This window comes from Litchfieldia sinesaloumensis, assembly GCF_900156865.1.
Lineage (GTDB): Bacteria > Bacillota > Bacilli > Bacillales > Bacillaceae_L > Ferdinandcohnia > Ferdinandcohnia sinesaloumensis.
Genome location: NZ_LT732529.1, coordinates 2,033,162 through 2,049,934 on the forward strand (window position 1 = coordinate 2,033,162; position 16,773 = coordinate 2,049,934).

Annotated in this window: 20 protein-coding genes; 4 read left to right on the top strand and 16 right to left on the bottom strand. The window is 37.4% G+C overall.

Translation table 11 applies throughout. From position 1 onward, the window contains the following. Positions 1–133: 133 nt before the first annotated feature. Entirely contained in the window at positions 134–1,156 is a 1,023-nt protein-coding gene (gene moaA / locus CZ490_RS10135) for a GTP 3',8-cyclase MoaA (protein WP_077618786.1), read from the bottom strand. A gap of 324 nt (positions 1,157–1,480) precedes the next feature. On the opposite strand from moaA, the gene CZ490_RS10140 reads away from it, so the two are divergent. After that, positions 1,481–1,684 carry a hypothetical protein gene (locus tag CZ490_RS10140; RefSeq protein ID WP_077618787.1) on the top strand — a complete coding sequence of 68 codons (204 nt, stop codon included), beginning with the start codon at positions 1,481–1,483 and terminating at the stop codon, positions 1,682–1,684. A gap of 219 nt (positions 1,685–1,903) precedes the next feature. Here CZ490_RS10140 and CZ490_RS10145 read toward each other — a convergent pair whose 3' ends face one another. The 9 genes from CZ490_RS10145 to comGA are packed head-to-tail and all read right to left on the bottom strand — an operon-like array spanning position 1,904 to position 6,695. Next, positions 1,904–2,095: a YqzE family protein gene (locus tag CZ490_RS10145; RefSeq protein ID WP_077618788.1), complete on the bottom strand. Its 192-nt coding sequence runs from the start codon at positions 2,093–2,095 to the stop codon at positions 1,904–1,906. Positions 2,096–2,108: 13 nt separating this feature from the next. Beyond that, positions 2,109–2,639, bottom strand: a complete 531-nt coding sequence (locus CZ490_RS10150) for a shikimate kinase (protein ID WP_077618789.1) — start codon at positions 2,637–2,639, stop codon at positions 2,109–2,111. Positions 2,640–2,697: 58 nt separating this feature from the next. Then, positions 2,698–3,087 carry a competence type IV pilus minor pilin ComGG gene (gene comGG / locus CZ490_RS10155; protein WP_077618790.1) on the bottom strand — a complete coding sequence of 130 codons (390 nt, stop codon included), beginning with the start codon at positions 3,085–3,087 and terminating at the stop codon, positions 2,698–2,700. Beyond that, positions 3,087–3,521, bottom strand: coding sequence for a competence type IV pilus minor pilin ComGF (gene comGF / locus CZ490_RS10160; protein WP_159439939.1), 435 nt, complete (start codon positions 3,519–3,521; stop codon positions 3,087–3,089). The genes comGG and comGF overlap by 1 nt, the downstream gene beginning before the upstream one ends. Next, positions 3,514–3,852, bottom strand: a complete 339-nt coding sequence (locus CZ490_RS10165; protein ID WP_084795407.1) for a type II secretion system protein — start codon at positions 3,850–3,852, stop codon at positions 3,514–3,516. The genes comGF and CZ490_RS10165 overlap by 8 nt, the downstream gene beginning before the upstream one ends. After that, a complete protein-coding gene (comGD, locus tag CZ490_RS10170; protein WP_077618793.1) occupies positions 3,836–4,324 on the bottom strand; it encodes a competence type IV pilus minor pilin ComGD in 489 nt (162 codons plus the stop codon). Before comGD ends, CZ490_RS10165 begins: the two co-directional genes overlap by 17 nt. Then, the gene (comGC, locus tag CZ490_RS10175) at positions 4,266–4,583 is read right to left on the bottom strand and encodes a competence type IV pilus major pilin ComGC (RefSeq protein ID WP_200801571.1); all 318 of its coding nucleotides are present in this window, start codon (positions 4,581–4,583) and stop codon (positions 4,266–4,268) included. Before comGC ends, comGD begins: the two co-directional genes overlap by 59 nt. A 14-nt stretch (positions 4,584–4,597) precedes the next feature. Further along, positions 4,598–5,638: a competence type IV pilus assembly protein ComGB gene (comGB, locus tag CZ490_RS10180; RefSeq protein ID WP_234987216.1), complete on the bottom strand. Its 1,041-nt coding sequence runs from the start codon at positions 5,636–5,638 to the stop codon at positions 4,598–4,600. Beyond that, the gene (gene comGA, locus CZ490_RS10185) at positions 5,619–6,695 is read right to left on the bottom strand and encodes a competence type IV pilus ATPase ComGA (protein WP_077618795.1); all 1,077 of its coding nucleotides are present in this window, start codon (positions 6,693–6,695) and stop codon (positions 5,619–5,621) included. The genes comGB and comGA overlap by 20 nt, the downstream gene beginning before the upstream one ends. Positions 6,696–7,184: 489 nt before the next feature. On the opposite strand from comGA, the gene CZ490_RS10190 reads away from it, so the two are divergent. Both CZ490_RS10190 and CZ490_RS10195 read left to right on the top strand, forming a co-directional pair. Next, positions 7,185–7,877, top strand: coding sequence for a helix-turn-helix transcriptional regulator (locus CZ490_RS10190; RefSeq protein WP_077618796.1), 693 nt, complete (start codon positions 7,185–7,187; stop codon positions 7,875–7,877). A gap of 75 nt (positions 7,878–7,952) precedes the next feature. After that, positions 7,953–8,195, top strand: a complete 243-nt coding sequence (locus CZ490_RS10195; protein ID WP_077618797.1) for a DUF2626 domain-containing protein — start codon at positions 7,953–7,955, stop codon at positions 8,193–8,195. Positions 8,196–8,221: 26 nt separating this feature from the next. Here CZ490_RS10195 and CZ490_RS10200 read toward each other — a convergent pair whose 3' ends face one another. Together CZ490_RS10200 and CZ490_RS10205 are read right to left on the bottom strand one after the other, a co-directional pair. Further along, the gene (locus CZ490_RS10200; protein WP_077618798.1) at positions 8,222–9,340 is read right to left on the bottom strand and encodes a class I SAM-dependent methyltransferase; all 1,119 of its coding nucleotides are present in this window, start codon (positions 9,338–9,340) and stop codon (positions 8,222–8,224) included. Positions 9,341–9,525: 185 nt separating this feature from the next. After that, the gene (locus CZ490_RS10205) at positions 9,526–10,161 is read right to left on the bottom strand and encodes an MBL fold metallo-hydrolase (RefSeq protein WP_077618799.1); all 636 of its coding nucleotides are present in this window, start codon (positions 10,159–10,161) and stop codon (positions 9,526–9,528) included. A gap of 517 nt (positions 10,162–10,678) precedes the next feature. Between CZ490_RS10205 and CZ490_RS10210 the strand changes: the two genes are divergently transcribed. Next, positions 10,679–10,852, top strand: coding sequence for a DUF2759 domain-containing protein (locus tag CZ490_RS10210; RefSeq protein WP_077618800.1), 174 nt, complete (start codon positions 10,679–10,681; stop codon positions 10,850–10,852). A gap of 76 nt (positions 10,853–10,928) precedes the next feature. Here CZ490_RS10210 and CZ490_RS10215 read toward each other — a convergent pair whose 3' ends face one another. The 4 genes from CZ490_RS10215 to CZ490_RS10230 form a co-directional block, all read right to left on the bottom strand. Further along, a complete protein-coding gene (locus CZ490_RS10215) occupies positions 10,929–12,056 on the bottom strand; it encodes a YqgU-like beta propeller domain-containing protein (protein WP_142255367.1) in 1,128 nt (375 codons plus the stop codon). A gap of 199 nt (positions 12,057–12,255) precedes the next feature. Next, positions 12,256–13,449, bottom strand: a complete 1,194-nt coding sequence (locus tag CZ490_RS10220) for a M14 family metallopeptidase (protein ID WP_077621024.1) — start codon at positions 13,447–13,449, stop codon at positions 12,256–12,258. A 103-nt stretch (positions 13,450–13,552) separates the two neighbouring features. After that, positions 13,553–15,451, bottom strand: a complete 1,899-nt coding sequence (locus CZ490_RS10225) for an LTA synthase family protein (RefSeq protein WP_077618802.1) — start codon at positions 15,449–15,451, stop codon at positions 13,553–13,555. A gap of 338 nt (positions 15,452–15,789) precedes the next feature. Further along, the gene (locus CZ490_RS10230; RefSeq protein ID WP_077618803.1) at positions 15,790–16,752 is read right to left on the bottom strand and encodes an ROK family glucokinase; all 963 of its coding nucleotides are present in this window, start codon (positions 16,750–16,752) and stop codon (positions 15,790–15,792) included. Between the last annotated feature and the right edge of the window lie 21 nt (positions 16,753–16,773).

Below are 16,773 nucleotides of genomic sequence, written 5' to 3' on the forward strand. Positions count from 1 at the left end.
TGTTTTCTATGTCTAGCTCCAAGCGCCATCGGCTCGAGGTCACAAGCCAATCACTTCTGAAGGCAAAGTACGCCTTCTATCAGTGCTTTTCTTGTGCTTGTCGCCGATAAGCTGGCGCCTTGCGCTTTTCAAATTACCCACCAATATAAGACATTTCGATTTTCTTCCGTTTCTTCGCTGTTTCTTCTGTTCGTTCATCCGAATAACGATCTCTTCTTGCCTGCCATAAAGATGAAAGTGATTCATCAATCTCGCTTTCAGATGCACCTGAACGAATTAAGTTTCGTAAATCATGACCTTCTGTCGCGAATAGGCACGTATAAAGCTTTCCATCTGCTGAGATTCTCGCTCTTGTACAGCTTGAACAGAAGGATTCCGTAACAGACGAAATAAAGCCGATTTCCACATCGGTTCCTATGTAGCGATATCGTTTTGCCACTTCACCGAAATAGTCTGGATCAACTGGTTCTAATGGCATTTCATTATGGATTAGATCGTGAATTGCTTTTTTAGAAACAACCTGGTCAAAATTCCACCCATTAGTCGTACCCACGTCCATAAACTCAATAAAACGTAGAGTAATGCCTTTCTCTTTGAAAAAACGAGCTACAGGTAAGATTTGCGAATCGTTAACAACTTTGCGAACAACCATATTCATTTTGACATGTAGCCCTGCTTCTTGTGCTGCTTCAATACCCGCTAATACAGGTTTCACGCCCACTCCACGGCCATTCATGTCCTTAAATATATCATTTTCGATTGCATCAAGACTTACGTTAACGCGCTGAAGTCCCGCTTCCTTCAATTGCTTTGCATACTTTGGTAAAAATACCCCATTCGTTGTAAGGGCAATGTCTTCAATACCATCTATATGAGTTAAACGCTCCACAAGCTCATGTACATTTTTTCTTACTAAAGGCTCTCCACCAGTTAAGCGAATCTTTTGCACACCTAGTTTGACAAAACTTCTAGTCAACGTTTCTATTTCAGAATAGGATAAGAGTTCTCCTTGCTTCAAGAATGGATAATCTTCCCCAAAGATTTCTTTAGGCATACAATAAGAGCAACGGAAATTGCATTGATCTGTGACAGATATGCGCAAATCACGTAGAGGTCGATTCAACTGATCAACAATTTGTTCTTTTTTTGTAGTCATTAAACCTGTCACTCCTACTTTTAAATGGACGTTCACAAAGAAGGGAGAAAAGAAATCCCTTTTCACCAGACCTAATAATCATCCTATTTTTTGTACTATTACTCTATCATACTAGTTCACAACTGTGAATAGAAACAATAACCTCCGAAAGTTGACAAGAATAAATAAATTTTCATAAAAGGGACAAACGCCCACTACTTCTGGCCCCTGGTTACATATCCATGTTAGTGAGGCAAGAATAAGGAGCAATTCTAGCCTACACACGGTTAAAAAGAAAAAATTCCGTGCCCGTAAAAGGGAAATCAATATACAGGAGGTAATCAGATGGGACCATATAGAAGACCTTATGGCTATGGCAGACCGAGACGTCCATATTGGGGCGGACCACTTATAGGAGGATTAGTTGGTGGGCTCGTTGGTAGCACACTTTTAAATCCATATTTCTATGGTGGTGGCTTTGGAGGAGGATATGGCTATCCTTATTATCGTCCACCATATTATCCATATGGCGGAGGTTACTGGTACTAATACCAAATGCGAAAGCGCCTCTAAGGAGGATCATCGACTAAAGACTGCCACGTCCTGTGGTAAACGTCGATGTCAGCACATCCCTGTGCAAGTCTGACCAGCACAAGACGAGGTGGCTAGAAGGTTGCTCTTTAACCTTCTTGACAGATTGGCTTGTGACCTCGAAGGGCTAGGCGCTAGAGCTGGACGTAAAGCAGAAGAGAGCCGACAACAATGTTGTCAGCTCTCTCCTTTTTTGTTCTTTTTGAACATAAGTTGGACAGCTAGCGGCATGACTCCAAACCACCTGTTTGACAATGGTGGAAGTTCTTCCTTACGTTGCTGCCTCGTAGCCTTTCGAACTTCTTTAGGCTGGTCTATATAACTGACAATCTGCTGGGTCACAAATTTTACATAATCGTTTGTAGACATAATAACACCTACCTTATTTCCTTGTAGTGATATTATTTCCACCTTTTTGCAATTGTAACCATGAAAGTAGGTCATTGACCACTTCATCCAGATTTTTCTCAGTTGTATCAATCTTATAATGTGCTTCATTGTAAAATGGCATTCGCTCGTTATAAAGTTTAATCGTATTTTCTTTCTTCTCAGAATCAAACAATGGTCTTGTTGGGTCAATTTGAACACGCTCAAAAATCTTATCAATATCGCAATATAAGAAAACAACATAGCCATTTTCCTTCATCCACCTGCGATTTTCCTCTTGAATCACGATTCCCCCACCAGTTGTAGTCACGATATTACGAGTCGGAATTTCCTTCAAATACGAACGCTCATATTTTCTAAAGGTTTGCTCCCCATCTTCCGAAAAAATATCTGCTATCCTCTTCCCTACTTTTTCTTCAATAAATTGGTCTGTATCAACCACTGGCACGTTTAAGGCTTGTCCCAATTTTTGCCCAATCGTTGTTTTTCCCGCTCCCATAAAACCCGTTAAATAAATGGCTTTCATCTATCTACACCCCGAACCTCACGTTTTCTAAATTATAACAAAAACATGAAAGTTTGTCTTAGCGTAATTCGATTAAATTAGTGATCTCTTTTGTTTCATAATGATAATTAAATCGCAAACTATATTTACGTAATTCTTTAGTTGTGCAAGAAATAATTATTTGCGAAGATACCTGGTTTTGAGGAGTTATCGTGTACAAAATCGTACCAGCTGGATAAGTAATGCTTCCTGATGACTCTACACTCTCAACTACATCCTGCAACTTCATTTTTACATCGGCAATGCCAAGCTGCATTAAATTCTCCAACTTATAGATTTCCTCTGTTTCTTTTGCAAAAGCCTTTTCCGTCATATAGGCATTCACTTGGAAGGTAAATACGAGAAAAAATAAAAAGGAAATAGCAATCGTAACCGGAAGGATAAACCCTTGTTCATTTTTTATTATCATTAACTTACCTCCACTGGTGTAAATGCCGTAATAATGGCTTGATAGTTTTTTCCATCAACAGTTAGGACTGAAATCAGAAAGCCATTTGGTTTTGGTTCAAATTTCACGTCCGTAATTTGTTGAAGCAGTACTTCATGCCCTTTACGATTGACTCTTCGTCTTATTTGATTGTTATACTTCTCAAAACTTACGCTATCACCTGCAATGTTATAAAAAGAAACGGAGTTATTATTGGAAATGGTAATGTCCCTTGCCTCGCGGATTTCCATTTTCATTTGCTGAACTAATATTTGCCACTCTAATTTGTTGAATTGTTCACTGTTCTCACGAAATACTACACTAAGGAATGGTGTAATAAATGAAAGAATGACCAAAAGTATTGAAAAAGTGATTAACATTTCTACAAATGTAAAGCCCCTCTCACTCTTATTCATTACTATACCCACATCTTTCATACCTCTTCGAAAGCTTGTCTTCCCATGCTACACAAAGCTCCCATTTATCCAGCATCACATTATATGATTTGAAAAATTGATAGGTAACGCCGTCTATAACCTCTGTTGTTGCTTGTGAAGGCTCTCCATTAAATCCCTTCTGTAGCTCCTCAGCTAATAATTGATTTCCCATATTCAAGATGTCTGTGTTCTTTCGTTCTGTAACAAGGATCATTAATTGAGGTAGTAATGTCGCACAAAGCATCAGCCAAATGGATACTGATAAGAGCATCTCCACCAACGTAAATCCCCGCTTATCTCTTAGTAACATAAAATCTACCCTTTCCAAGTAAAAACGTGACAACATAGGTGGTATCTCGGTATTTGAACCGAATCTCCCCAGCCCGATATACATTTCCATTACTCGTAAAAGACAAGGTGGATCCTAATGTTGTAAGTTGGATTTGTATCGCCGGATCAACTCTTCTTATAAAAACTCCTTCATTGACCGTCCCCTTATTTAGTCGATAAAAGGACCCATTCACGTCAAAGTAAATCTTTGTTCGTTCATTATGACTTATCGAATATTGTTGGCTATAAAAAATATCGTTTTGTAGTTGCTCTAGAAATTGATCCATTTTTTTCGATTCGTGTAGTGGTCTAAGCTGGAGAAGACTTACTGAGGAAACAATGATGACGATGGAGAGGACAAGAAGAGCCTCGATTAAAGTGAAACCTTTATCATCAACTGGACGGATCAACAACTGATACAACTCCATTTGTAATTGTGATTGTATCACCATTCGGGCAAGCAGGTATTTTCCCCTCTTTAAAATACTCGTTGGTTGCTATGTTTTCTGTCGTTGGAGGACTACCCTTCTCCAACTCATAAGCCTGCACCTGTGCCTCAACCATTTTTACAAGAGCATCACAGCCCTTGTTCTTTATTACACTATTATGCTTCGTCACATTTGGTATTGTGACCAATAGTAAGATAGAAACGACTAACAGTACAATTAGCATTTCGACCAGAGTAAACCCGTTTTGATTTTTCAAATTCATTTACATCACCCTTTCTATATTCCGTTTAATAGTTGAAACATCGGCACCATAATTGCACCGTACATCAGCATAATGATGATCCCCACGAACGCAAAAAGAATAGGTTGCACAATTGTAAGTAATCTCGTTACTTTTTCTTCGGCTTTTTCCATGACATACTGACTATAATGCTGGAGTTCACTAGGTAGATTACCGTTCGATTGACCATGTGAAATGATCATCGCCAAATCTGCCTCATAAAAGTCTCGCAATCTTAAAATTTCATCCAAGCGGTTTCCTTCACGTAGAAGCTGTTTCATTTCTTTCGCTTCCTCTCGAAAAAAAGGCGAATGCAGTTGCTGTTCAAACATGGTTAACGCTTGAAATATGGATAAACCACCTTTTAACAAATTACTTAGCTGTACAGAAAAGAAATGGGAATTAAACATGATGGTTACACTTTTCAAGATGGGAATCTTTACTAATAGTTTCATTTTTTCAACTGGAGTACGTTTCTGAAAATAAAGAAAATAATATGCGAGGCTAATAACGATTAGTAAACCGACGATGAGGAGGAAAAATCGGTTTAGTTCTGGGAGCCTTAATAACACCTTAGATAGTAGAGTTTGTTCATAACTCATTGACATAAATAAACTTTCAAATTGTGGCAAGAGAATTTTTTCAATCATCGTAAACATGAAACCGACAAATACCAATAGAGCGAGCGGATAGCGAATTAATTTTTTTCCTTTTTCGAGATGGGTTAGCTTTTTTTGAAGCATCGCACTTCCTTCACGAAGCGCAAATGAAATATCTCCATGCTGTTCGGCAAAATAAATATATCCAAGGATATCCTTGTGAAACCCCACCTGGCTAAAGGAGGTATATAAAGATTCACCTTGCCTACAACTTTCGATGATTGATTCAATATCACGACTATGCTTTTTCGGTAATTGAAACAATAAGAATTGAGATGCTTGTTCGAAAGAATAGCCTTGATCAAGTAGGTTACCAATTCGGCTTAGATATACGGATTGTTCTTTTAACGTCCAGTTTTCACTTCGTTTCCTTGTCATCATTGATAACCCATCTTTCCATTGCATCAGGGTATAGATAACCAAGGGCAATTCCTTTCTTGATGACATCTCTCAATTTTTCATAGCGATAGTCAGCTTTGTCCCCTCTTGCTTCCTTCATGACCTCCGTTAAGGCATGTCCATTTAAAAGTTCATACACACCGACCCTTCTTACCTTTCGATATTTTTTACAGAGCGGTGAACACTTTCCTTCACAGTACGGACATGTAAGATCGACAAGCCTTTGGGCTGCAACAGCAATTAATGTTTGTTCAATTTCTTGTAAGGAAACATCGAATTCTAACAGCCGATAAATCGCCCCCTTTGTATCTCGTGTGTGCATAGTTGTGAGAACTAAATGGCCCGTGAGAGCTGCTCGTACTGCGATTTTCGCGGTTTCTGAATCCCGTATTTCACCCACCATAATGATATCGGGATCATGACGAAGGATAGCTTTTAATCCATGTGCGTAGGTAATACCAGCTTTTTCGTTTACCTGAACCTGTAAAACTTCTTCACTTCTTTTTTCAATTGGATCTTCTAGTGTAATGATATTTCGATTGAATAGCTTTTTGGTTGCATGCAACAAAGAATACAGGGTTGTTGTTTTGCCCGATCCAGTTGGACCCGTAAAAATAATCAAACCATGTGAATGCTTTAATAGTGATAGTAATTTCGTTGTCATAGTCGGGAAAAGCGATAGATTTGCAAGAGAATAGGTTGGTGTTTCGGGAAGGATACGTATGACTAGACTTTCGTTGTAGGGTGTAGGTAATGTAGATAATCGAAGGTTGATGGTGATACCTTTTAGAATTAATGAAATGGCACCGTTCTGGGGTCTTCTCCTTTCTCCAATATCCATTCCAGCCAGGAATTTATAATGGGATATTAATCGTTCACAGACATCCTTTGGGATTGTTTGCTTATTGAACAAATCACTGTCGAGCCGGTATTGAACGAGGGCATCATTGATTTTCGGAACAAAATGAATATCTGATGCGTTCATTGACCAAGCATCTTCAACTAGTTGATCGCCTAGTTGCTCAATTTCACTCAAACACTTCACTCCTCTTTTGATGAAGTTCAAAAAGTGCGGTGAATATGACACTTCGAATTTCTACGTTGGCTTGCTTCTCCGTTCCTCACGTATTAACTACATACGCTCCGGTACTCGAAGCTGTGCCGCCTTGAACTTCTTGGTCCTCTTCATCCTCCTTTTTGAACTCTCATTAATATTTTTTTCTCTTGCAGGTAACATATTTCAACAAATATCTACAAATCCCTCTTTTTTTGAGAAATTATTTTGTGAACATTTTTTGAACAATGAAAAATACAACCCCTGCCATTAGGGTTGTATTTTTAGCAAGAATTTTATCTTTAGGAGGAATCAATACATTATATGAAGCTGTTTTGACTTGTATGACAGTTTATTTTAAAAACCTTTAGCTTATTTGTGAACAATTCCCTACAAGTGATAAATATCACATATTGATGGTATTTATGTGTACTATAATTGAAGTATCAATTGGGCCGGGGAGAGATGACGGTGGAACAAACATTAAAAATAACGAATGTTTTAGCAGATCCAACACGTTATTATATTTATCAATATATTATTAAACGAAATGAAGATGTCACAGTACAAGAAATTGCCGAAGAATTTGAAATTCACCCTAATGTCGCACGACTTCATTTAACAAAACTTGAAGACGTAAATATGCTTGTCTCTGAAGCAAAGAAAACGGGAAAAGGCGGAAGACCTAGTCGTCTATATCGACTTTCAAATGACCACATTCAAATCAATTTTCCGTATCGTGATTACCAGTTGCTTTCTAAAATAGCTATTGAAACAATGGCGTCTCTTGGTGACGTTGGGAAACAAGCCCTCGAATTAACCGGTAGACGGTTTGGTGAAGAATTGGTAAATCACCAAATTCCTGTATCAATCCATGAATTAACTTTTGATCAAAAGCTCGATATTTTAAAAAAGGCATCCACAGTTGCGGGTTTTTATCCAGAATTAGACCATAATAAAGATAAGACTAAAATCTTTTTAAAAATCAACAATTGTCCTTTTAAAGAGATTGCGCAAGAGAACTTTGAAGCTGTCTGTGGCATGCATCATGCCTTCCTAAGAGGTATGTTTAATCTATTATTCGACGATGTCGTGTTAGAAGAGTCAGAAAACATCATTTTAGGATGTAGTACTTGCAGTTATCACGCAATTGTCGCAAAGTAAGGTTTACTTTTATGTAATCGTTACATTATAATAATAAAAGTGATGTTATCATGATTAAGGGGGGAAATTATACATATGGATCGTATGTACCGAGTTTTAGGTTTTTGGACAGGTATTTTTTCAGTAATGTTCTACGTGGGTGGTATGGACGTTCTAGCACTAATTTTCTTTGCTCAAACCGGATTTTTCGTCCTTTTAAGCTATTTAAAATTGTCTGAAAGAATGTACATTTACGTGTTTGGCGCATATTTAACAGTATTCTTCTGTGCCTTCTCTTATTACACCACATTTATGATGCCAATGGGTGTAGGTCACTAAAAAAAGCGATGGAAACATCGCTTTTTTTATTTGTGTTGAAAAATAAGATCCCAATCGATAGTTCTATTCTTTTGCTGAACTACCACATGAAATGCCAAACTCATACCACCATCCGTAATGAGAGAACGAATCGCTCGGTTTTGCTTACTGGTCTCTGAAAAAGGATTAGGATCATAATTCTCTTCTAAAAAAGTAAGTATACCCGCTGCTAGCAGAAATTCATCCTGCCTCCACTTTTTCACGAATTCAAGCCCTAACTTTGACCCCAATGAAATAAGTGTATCAAACTGTATATGGGTTGTGAGGTCCATTTCACCAGGATGTTCGAGTGGGTTCTCAATTAATTGATGCTTATAATACCCTCGTAGACTCCCGTTCCTTCGAACGGATTCTTTCCATTCAGCATTTGTATATCCATAATCCACTGTAAAAATAACAGCATTCCCAAGAAAAGCGCTTAGTTTCTCAAGATACAAAAGCATTTGAAGCGGTACTTCAAAACGTTGTCCATTTACAAGCTCAATTTTATAAGCGTTTAAATAGTGAAGTATTCGGTCGTCAGTTAATGGAGCAAGACATTCAGTGAGTTTCCCCTCAGGGGTTAACGTAATGTTCACTTCTTGAATTGAATTTTCCCTTTTTTCAATTACTCGTACTGGAAATGCATCAAACAATTCATTTGAAAAAACAATGCCGTCAAAGACTGGATAATCTCGCTTTACCTCTTCCAGACTATGATACTGTACCACTTTATTTCCTATTGGAAGTAGCTCCTGCTGTTTGCGCTGGTGGTATGGACTTGTTTCAATGATAAGATACGTTACCTGTTGATATGTATCATGATAGGTAGTCTCTAACTCGTCTAGAACCGCTTTTGCAAATCTACCATTTCCTCCACCTATTTCACAGATAAAGGGAGCCATCTTTTCATGTGTGATAAGCTTATGAAAAAGGGTTGCAAATAGTTTTCCGAAGGTGGTGGAGATATTGCTGCTGGTGATGAAATCTCCTTTTTTTCCTATCTTTTCTTCGTCCCTCATGTAATAGCCTTTCTCTTGATGATAGAGGACGGTATTCATATATTGTTCATATGTAATTTGATTGTTTGGCGTTGCTTTTATGACCTCTTTTAGTATGTTTAGCATATGCTCACCTTTTACTAATTTTCACCATTGACACAGTGTTTATATTATAATATTGTAAATTTAGTAGCTTACAATATCCCTCCCATTATACGGATATATAAGTATGCATTAGGACAGAATCCTAGTGCAAAACATCCCCCAGAAAAGGCCCGGCTCTTATGAGTCAGGCCTTTTCTTGTGGGTAATTAAAAACCGTTTAGGAAAGGATTTGTATCCATCTCAGCTTCAATGGTTGTTTCAGGTCCATGGCCGGATAACACGATTGTATCTTCTGGTAATGATAGCAGTTTTTCATGAATACTACTTAGTAAGCGCTCGTGACTTCCACCAGGTAGGTCTGTTCGTCCAATGCTTCCTTGGAATAAGGCATCTCCAGAAAAGACAACCCCAAGTTCTTTGCAATAGTATGATACACTTCCTGGCGAATGTCCTGGTGTGTAAAAGAGGTCAAATGAAAACCCCACTACAGAAAACGCTCCTTCTTTCGGAAGGATTGTCACGTTTGCTTTTGATACGATTTCTTGCCCTGGTATAAAATAACCTGATCCATTAAGAGCAGGATCTTTCAGCCAATTTTTCTCTTTTTCATGAATAAACACTGGCACATCCCAATGAGCAAGTACATCATCTACAGCACCAATATGGTCAAAATGGGCGTGTGTTAACAGTATCCCCATTGGTGTAAGTCCTTGCTGCCGTAAAACAGTCTGTAAACGGGCTCCATCACCGCCTGGATCAAAAATAACACATTCCTTGTTTGATTTAGATAGTATGTATGCGTTTGTTTGTAAAGGACCTAACGGAATCCTTTGCCATTTCATAAATTTCCCCTCCGCTCTTATCATAATCTACCATACATTGTACACCATACTAGACAGACGAAAAAGCTTAAAGCAACTCAGACTGTTGACAAACGATCGCATACTTCGTTGCTTGCTACTCTCGTACGCTCATGAAGGCAACTTCTATTCGCGTCTCAATTAGCTGCGCGTCTTTTCTGTTAGGCGCTTTCAAGATAATCTGAGAAAAGTATTCCAGTTCAGTTATCCTTTAAAAACTTGTGTAAAATGTTAATTTACCCGACTCTTCACAATTAATTGTATTTGCCTTGAAAGTGTCACTTTTTCCTCCTCGACAAATACGGATAAAACGATTAGAATATAAAATGAATCTATCTATTTCATTACATATAGAGTAATTTGGCCTTTCGAGCAACATCTTCTTGTAATTACACATTTGCGATGTTGTAATTTTTCATACTATGGGGAAAATAGTAATGAATAAAATTGTAGAGGCTCACTTTTACATGTACATTGATTATGCAAGGGGGTAAGTCACATGGGTCTAATGATTATCTTTTCATTAGTAGTAATTTTATCTGCATTTGGTATCATTCGTTCTTTACGTGAAAAGAACCTTTTAGCCTTATTTTTCTCAACAGGAACCTTTTTAGTAATTGGCTGGTTTACAATCATGACAATTTTGAAAGACGGTTTCCCATCTGCTCACTAATTATGAAATGTAAAGCCATCGGTGTACACCGATGGCTTTTTCTATTCCCCTCAATAAATGACTATTTCTATTCCCCTCAATAAATGACTAAATCAGTAATACTTTTGGTCCTCATGTCAATGATTTTCTCAAATTGGAATCCGTATAAACATAGAATTCCATTTGGTGAGAAATTTAGTGGTTGATCATCCACTTTTTCTAGAATTATCTCTTCCTTCCCTGTACGCACGTCAAAGGAAATCAACTCAAATTTCTCTCCATACGTATCAAAGGCACCCGTGGAATAGGGTTTAAAGGAATAAAACTTTTTTTGTTCTGGAACATAATTTGCCGATGGAATATACCATTTCGAATAGTCACTTAAGAGCGGCATTTTAAATTCATGTAGCTTTTGATTTTTCTCCGGATGATAAAATCCTACTTTCGCAAATGGTTCTTTGTCTTGAATTAATTCGTAAGTAACTAGTAAATTTTTATACGACATAAATGAGATAATGTTCTCAAACAAAAGCGCCTCTGTTTTTGTATCTAGATGGTATGAATAGAGAGGTGCAAAGAAATCAAGCTCATTTTGGTCCCATTTTAAATACGAAATTGTGTTGGAGTTAACCCATTGAATGAATGGCTGAAATACTTCAAATTTTGTAGTTTTTTGAGTAGAAATATCAAGTAGATGAGTTTGAAACGACCAATCCTCTAAAAACGAGGTAACGAAGATTTGATTCGTATGGTAGGGATTCCAACTATAAAATAAATCAAACGAACTCACTTCCCACTCAAATTTTATATTTCCTTGTTTGTCGATTACCGTTAATTTTGCTTTATTCTCTGAATTTGCCGTATGTAATAAAAACAGGGAATGGTCTTCATTTGCTTCTAAGGTCAGTACTGGATCGGGCATTTTTAAGAATACTTCTTTTTCACCAGTAAACAGCTGATATCTGTATATTGTAGAACTTGAGTCTTCATCAATAACATATAAGATGCTTTCGTCGTCAAACCATTCGCTAACACGGTTAAATTGCTCTCCACGGAGGTCTATTGGTACCACCTGCTGACTATCTCCAAAGAATTCAGATGGTACAGGACCTTTTGTAACATTCTTATGCCTACTATTCGGAGCATCGCTTATATCAAACGGTTGATGAGAGTTACAAGCAGCTAGTAGAATAAGAAACAAGAATAAAAATAATAATTTCCTCATCAACTCGATAATCACCTCTTTACACTCAACAAAGAACAATCGGAGTAGTTTCATTCCTATTGTTACCCTTAACAGATAATACGATTATGCACGTTAAAAAGTTTCAAAGCAAGCAAAAAAACTGTGCTTAATCAAACGTTTTTTCGTGCATTTGCTCCCAGATATCTTCAGGCGGGCTCATAAATAGTTGGCAGCGATTTCACATATACAAAGAGGCCAAAAATGCTCCTAAGGTTTCTTGATAAATCTCATCAAATTGAGTTAGAGGCAATGGATTAACCCCTTCACCTAACTCGAATGTGAAGCCCGGTCGTCTGAACTCTTGGATAAACCAGTCCTTGTAACCTGCATGGCTATCTACATAGCGAACAGCTCTATACCCGCTAACCCTTGAGAATTCATTAACAAGGATTTGTGCCTCTGGTGGCTCTAATCCCTCATATCCCCAAAAGATGACTTCACCTTGTGTATGGAAGGCTAACACTCGGTCAAAATCAGAGGATCTTGTTAGTTCTTCAATCGCAGTTACTTCCGGTTCAGTTAATGGTGCATCACCAGGGTAATCTCGTGGTGCTGGTGCCTTTGGCTCCTTCCTCTTCTTTTCAATATCCCAGTTGGCCGGAAACTGATTATTTAAATCAATACCACGAATATTAGCTTTCCAATCCTTAAAGTCAAGATTCCCATTATTAATATCAATGACTTCTTGTCTGTATGGTTCCTGTTCAGGTGGTCCTTCCAAAACCAAATCGACTCCATCAGGATTTACCATCGGGACAATGGAGAGAAACGCTTCAAAATAAAACGGTTCTACATAAAACCCTCTAATTGGTGTCGCATTAGTGAGCGCAAGCAGATACTCATTTAAAAATGTCATGATGACATTGGTTGTAATCCATTCATTTGCATGAAAAGAGCCATTCCAATGAACTCTTTTGGTTCCTCTGCCTATTCGTATCTCTGGTAGGTCTTTTCCTAAAACACTTTTTCCTATAGAACCAGTTTGTAAAAACGGATAAATGGCTTTTAAGCTTGCAATATCCGCCATCATATCAGCAAATGTGTATTTACGATTCCCGTTCACTATTGGTTGCACAATCCTCTCTGGGAGCAGAATTGTTTGCCCCACCTGGAGGTTAGCTGCATCAATTCCCGGATTCACCAAGAATAAGGCATCCGTAACAAGTGTGCGCGATCTTGCTAACTTCCATAATGTATCACCATTAGTTACTTCATATTGATTTAAGGTAAACCCAGGTATATTCACTTCTGTTCCAACTTGTAAATTCGTGCTATTTACATGTAAATTGGAATCAATGAGTAAATGCATAGGGATCGCAAACAACTGACTATAGTGCCAAAACGTGTCTCCTGGACGGACTGTTACCTTCACTACAAAACCTCCTTGTAACATTCTCCTACCATCCTATGAATGAAGGGATGTACATCATGCGAAAAAGTAAAAGCCCTAACCGCATAGGTTAAGGCTTCAATAATTATTCCTTAAATTCTTCAGGAATTGGTTCAGTATAGGATGTTCCATTGTAGAAACGAAGAAGGTCTCCATAGATTATTTCATCAGAATAATCTAGTTCTAATCCTGCTTTCTCCATATAAGGTTCACAGAAACTACTCTCTGTCTCTTCACCAGTTGTACGATCATAACAGGTATTTTTTGTGAATACATATTTTTCAGTTATGAAGCTTCCATCCCGCAGAACAGTGAATGGCAATCGGTCCTTAGAAAATAAATCATGACCGAAATGCACATCATTTTTTAAATCCATTCCTAAAAGACTTAGTATAGTTGGTTTTAAATCAATTTGCCCTGATACATCAGAAACCACTTGCGGATTCACATCTGTTACTCCAGGGATGTGAATGATTAAAGGTACCCTTTGCAATTGAATCGAATCAAAGGGAGTGATTTCTTCTTTCCCTAAGAATTGAGCCATTGCTTTATTATGATTCTCGGAGATACCGTAATGGTCTCCGTATAGGACGAATATTGTATTTTCATACATTCCTTCTTCTTTTAGACGATCAAAAAAGAGTTTAATCGACTCATCCATATAACGAACCGTTGGGAAATAGCGGTTCAACGTTCTTGAATTTGAAGTATATTCATTTACCATTTTGTCCTCTTCTTCAAGTTCAAAAGGGAAATGATTTGTTAACGTAATAAACTTCGAATAGTATGGTTGTGGCTGAGACTTTAATAAGTCAATTGATTGTTCAAAGAAATCAATGTCCTTTAAGCCCCATCCAATTGAATTTTCTTCTGTAACTTCATAGCTTTCAATATCATAGAATTGATCGTACCCTAAGGAGTCATACATGATGTCACGGTTCCAGAACGTCTTATTGTTCGCATGAAGTACAGATGAATAGTAACCATGTTCTTTGATAATTTCAGGTGTCGCCGTATATTCATTAGATGCATGAGTGAAAAAAACTGCCCCACGACCTAATGGATACAATGAATTTTCTAATAAAAATTCAGAGTCAGATGTTTTACCTTGACCTGTTTGGTGGTAAAAATTATCAAAGTAATAGCTTTCCTTAATAAACTCATTTAAAAATGGGGTGATTTCCTCTCCATCAATGGTTTCGTTTATTACAAAACTTTGAAGTGACTCCATTGAAATAACGACAACGTTTTTCCCTTCAGCAATTCCAAAATTCTCACCAGGGTCCTTCTGATTTGCTTTCAAATAGTTTTCGATATCTATGAATGAACTGCTATCAGCTAACGCACGTTGTGCTGAAGACTTGGATTGTAGCACAATATCATAGATTTGATAATTGTAGGTTCCAATGTTTTTTACAAGCATTTCACGGTCGAATGTTCTTGTTAATAACTGTGGTCGCTGTGCTTCCGCTAACCCTAAGTTTAAGAAGAAAATGACTGCGACTAGGATGAAGTATGATCTTCTTTCCTTCTTTGTAATGACTTCAGCAATCGTAAAGCTCGGCTTATATTTATTTAGCAAGATTAGAATAACCACATCAATAAACAATAGTGGATCTGTAATCTTTAGGTTTCCAGTGATACTTGTTCCTAAATCCCCCATATTACTCGTTTGGAAAAGAACAGGAAGAGTCAGAAAGTCGTTAAAGAACCTATAGAAAACAACGTTGGCAAATAAAACAAACGAAGATAGTAAACTAGCAAATATAATAAACTTATTTCGCTTTTTCGGCTTCATAAAAAAAGAAATACCAAAGAACAACAATAAGAAACTTAATGGGTTTATGAGTAAAATAAACTCTTGCATCAAGTTTTCTATTTTAATATCAAAGCTAGTTTTATATACAATATATGTTTTTATCCAAAGCATTACTGCAGCTACAAAGATGAACTTTGACTTGGATATGGTTGATGACTTAATCATCAAAATACCTCCTTGTATTCAAGACGGCGGAGAAAAAAATCCATGTTTTCAAATACCATTTTTTAGAAATTCACAAAAACCTAAACATAATCTTAATACGTTTTTTATTAAAAATCAATCATCTATACAACCAAATTTTATAGATTGAGATAGATGTACATTTATGTATATACTTATAAGACGTTTAGTTGACTAGAAAGTTTCATAGTTAATAAAAGTAATAATCTTTTAAATATTCTAACAAGAATGTAAAAAAAGAGATTTCAAGATGAAATCTCTTTTTTCTATTTGTAATTATACTTTAAGAATTGTTTCTTTATCTTAATATTCCTTAACTCTTAAGGGAGTGTTGTTTTCGCAAGGTACGCAGCACCAATCACACCTGCATCATTTCCCAATGTGGCAATGGTGAATTCTGCAGCCTCAGCAGCTCTCGGAAACGTAAATCGTTCAAATTGTTTTCGTAAGGGGATTAATAATTGTTCACCAGCTTTAGAGACGCCACCACCAACAACGATTTTTTCAGGATTTAATCCGTTTGCCACATGACTTATAGCTAAACCTAGATGAAATGTTATGAAGTTAATTATCTCCTTGGCTAATTCATCACCCTTGTCCGCAGCCTCAAATACATCCCTTGAGGTCACTTCTCCTATTTTTTCGAATTGGTCACGGAGGAGACTTGGCTTGTTTTGATCTTGAAGGGCCTCTTTTGCCAATCGAGCAATACCTGTAGCTGATGCGATTGTTTCAATACAACCTGTCTTTCCACAACCACATAAAGCCCCACCTTCAGGTATGGAGGTAATATGTCCGATTTCTCCACCTGCTCCATTAGCACCGCGAACAATTTCACCATTAGAGATGATTCCTCCGCCTACTCCAGTGCCCAATGTTACACAAAGTAAGTTCTTTGCGCCATCACCAGCGCCTTTCCACATCTCGCCAATAGCTGCGATGTTTGCATCGTTTTCAACGACTGCAGGTAATCCAATCGTTGCTTCAAGCTCTGCTTTTAAAGGATACATTTCCTTCAAGCCTAAATTGGTTGCTTTGTAGAGATAACCTTCCTCAGAATTAACGGGTCCTGGTGCACCCATCCCTACTCCCGCAAATTGATTTTTTGAAAGACTAAGTTCGTTCATTTTAACCTCAATTGCTTCGGCAATGTCTGGTATAATTTTTTCTCCTGATTTATCAGTTGGAATTTCCCACTTGCTAACAATTTCACCTTCTTGTGTAATAAATGCAAGCTTGACGGTTGTTCCCCCTAAATCGATTCCAATAAATAAGTTTTCCATAAAAAACATTCCATTCCTTTG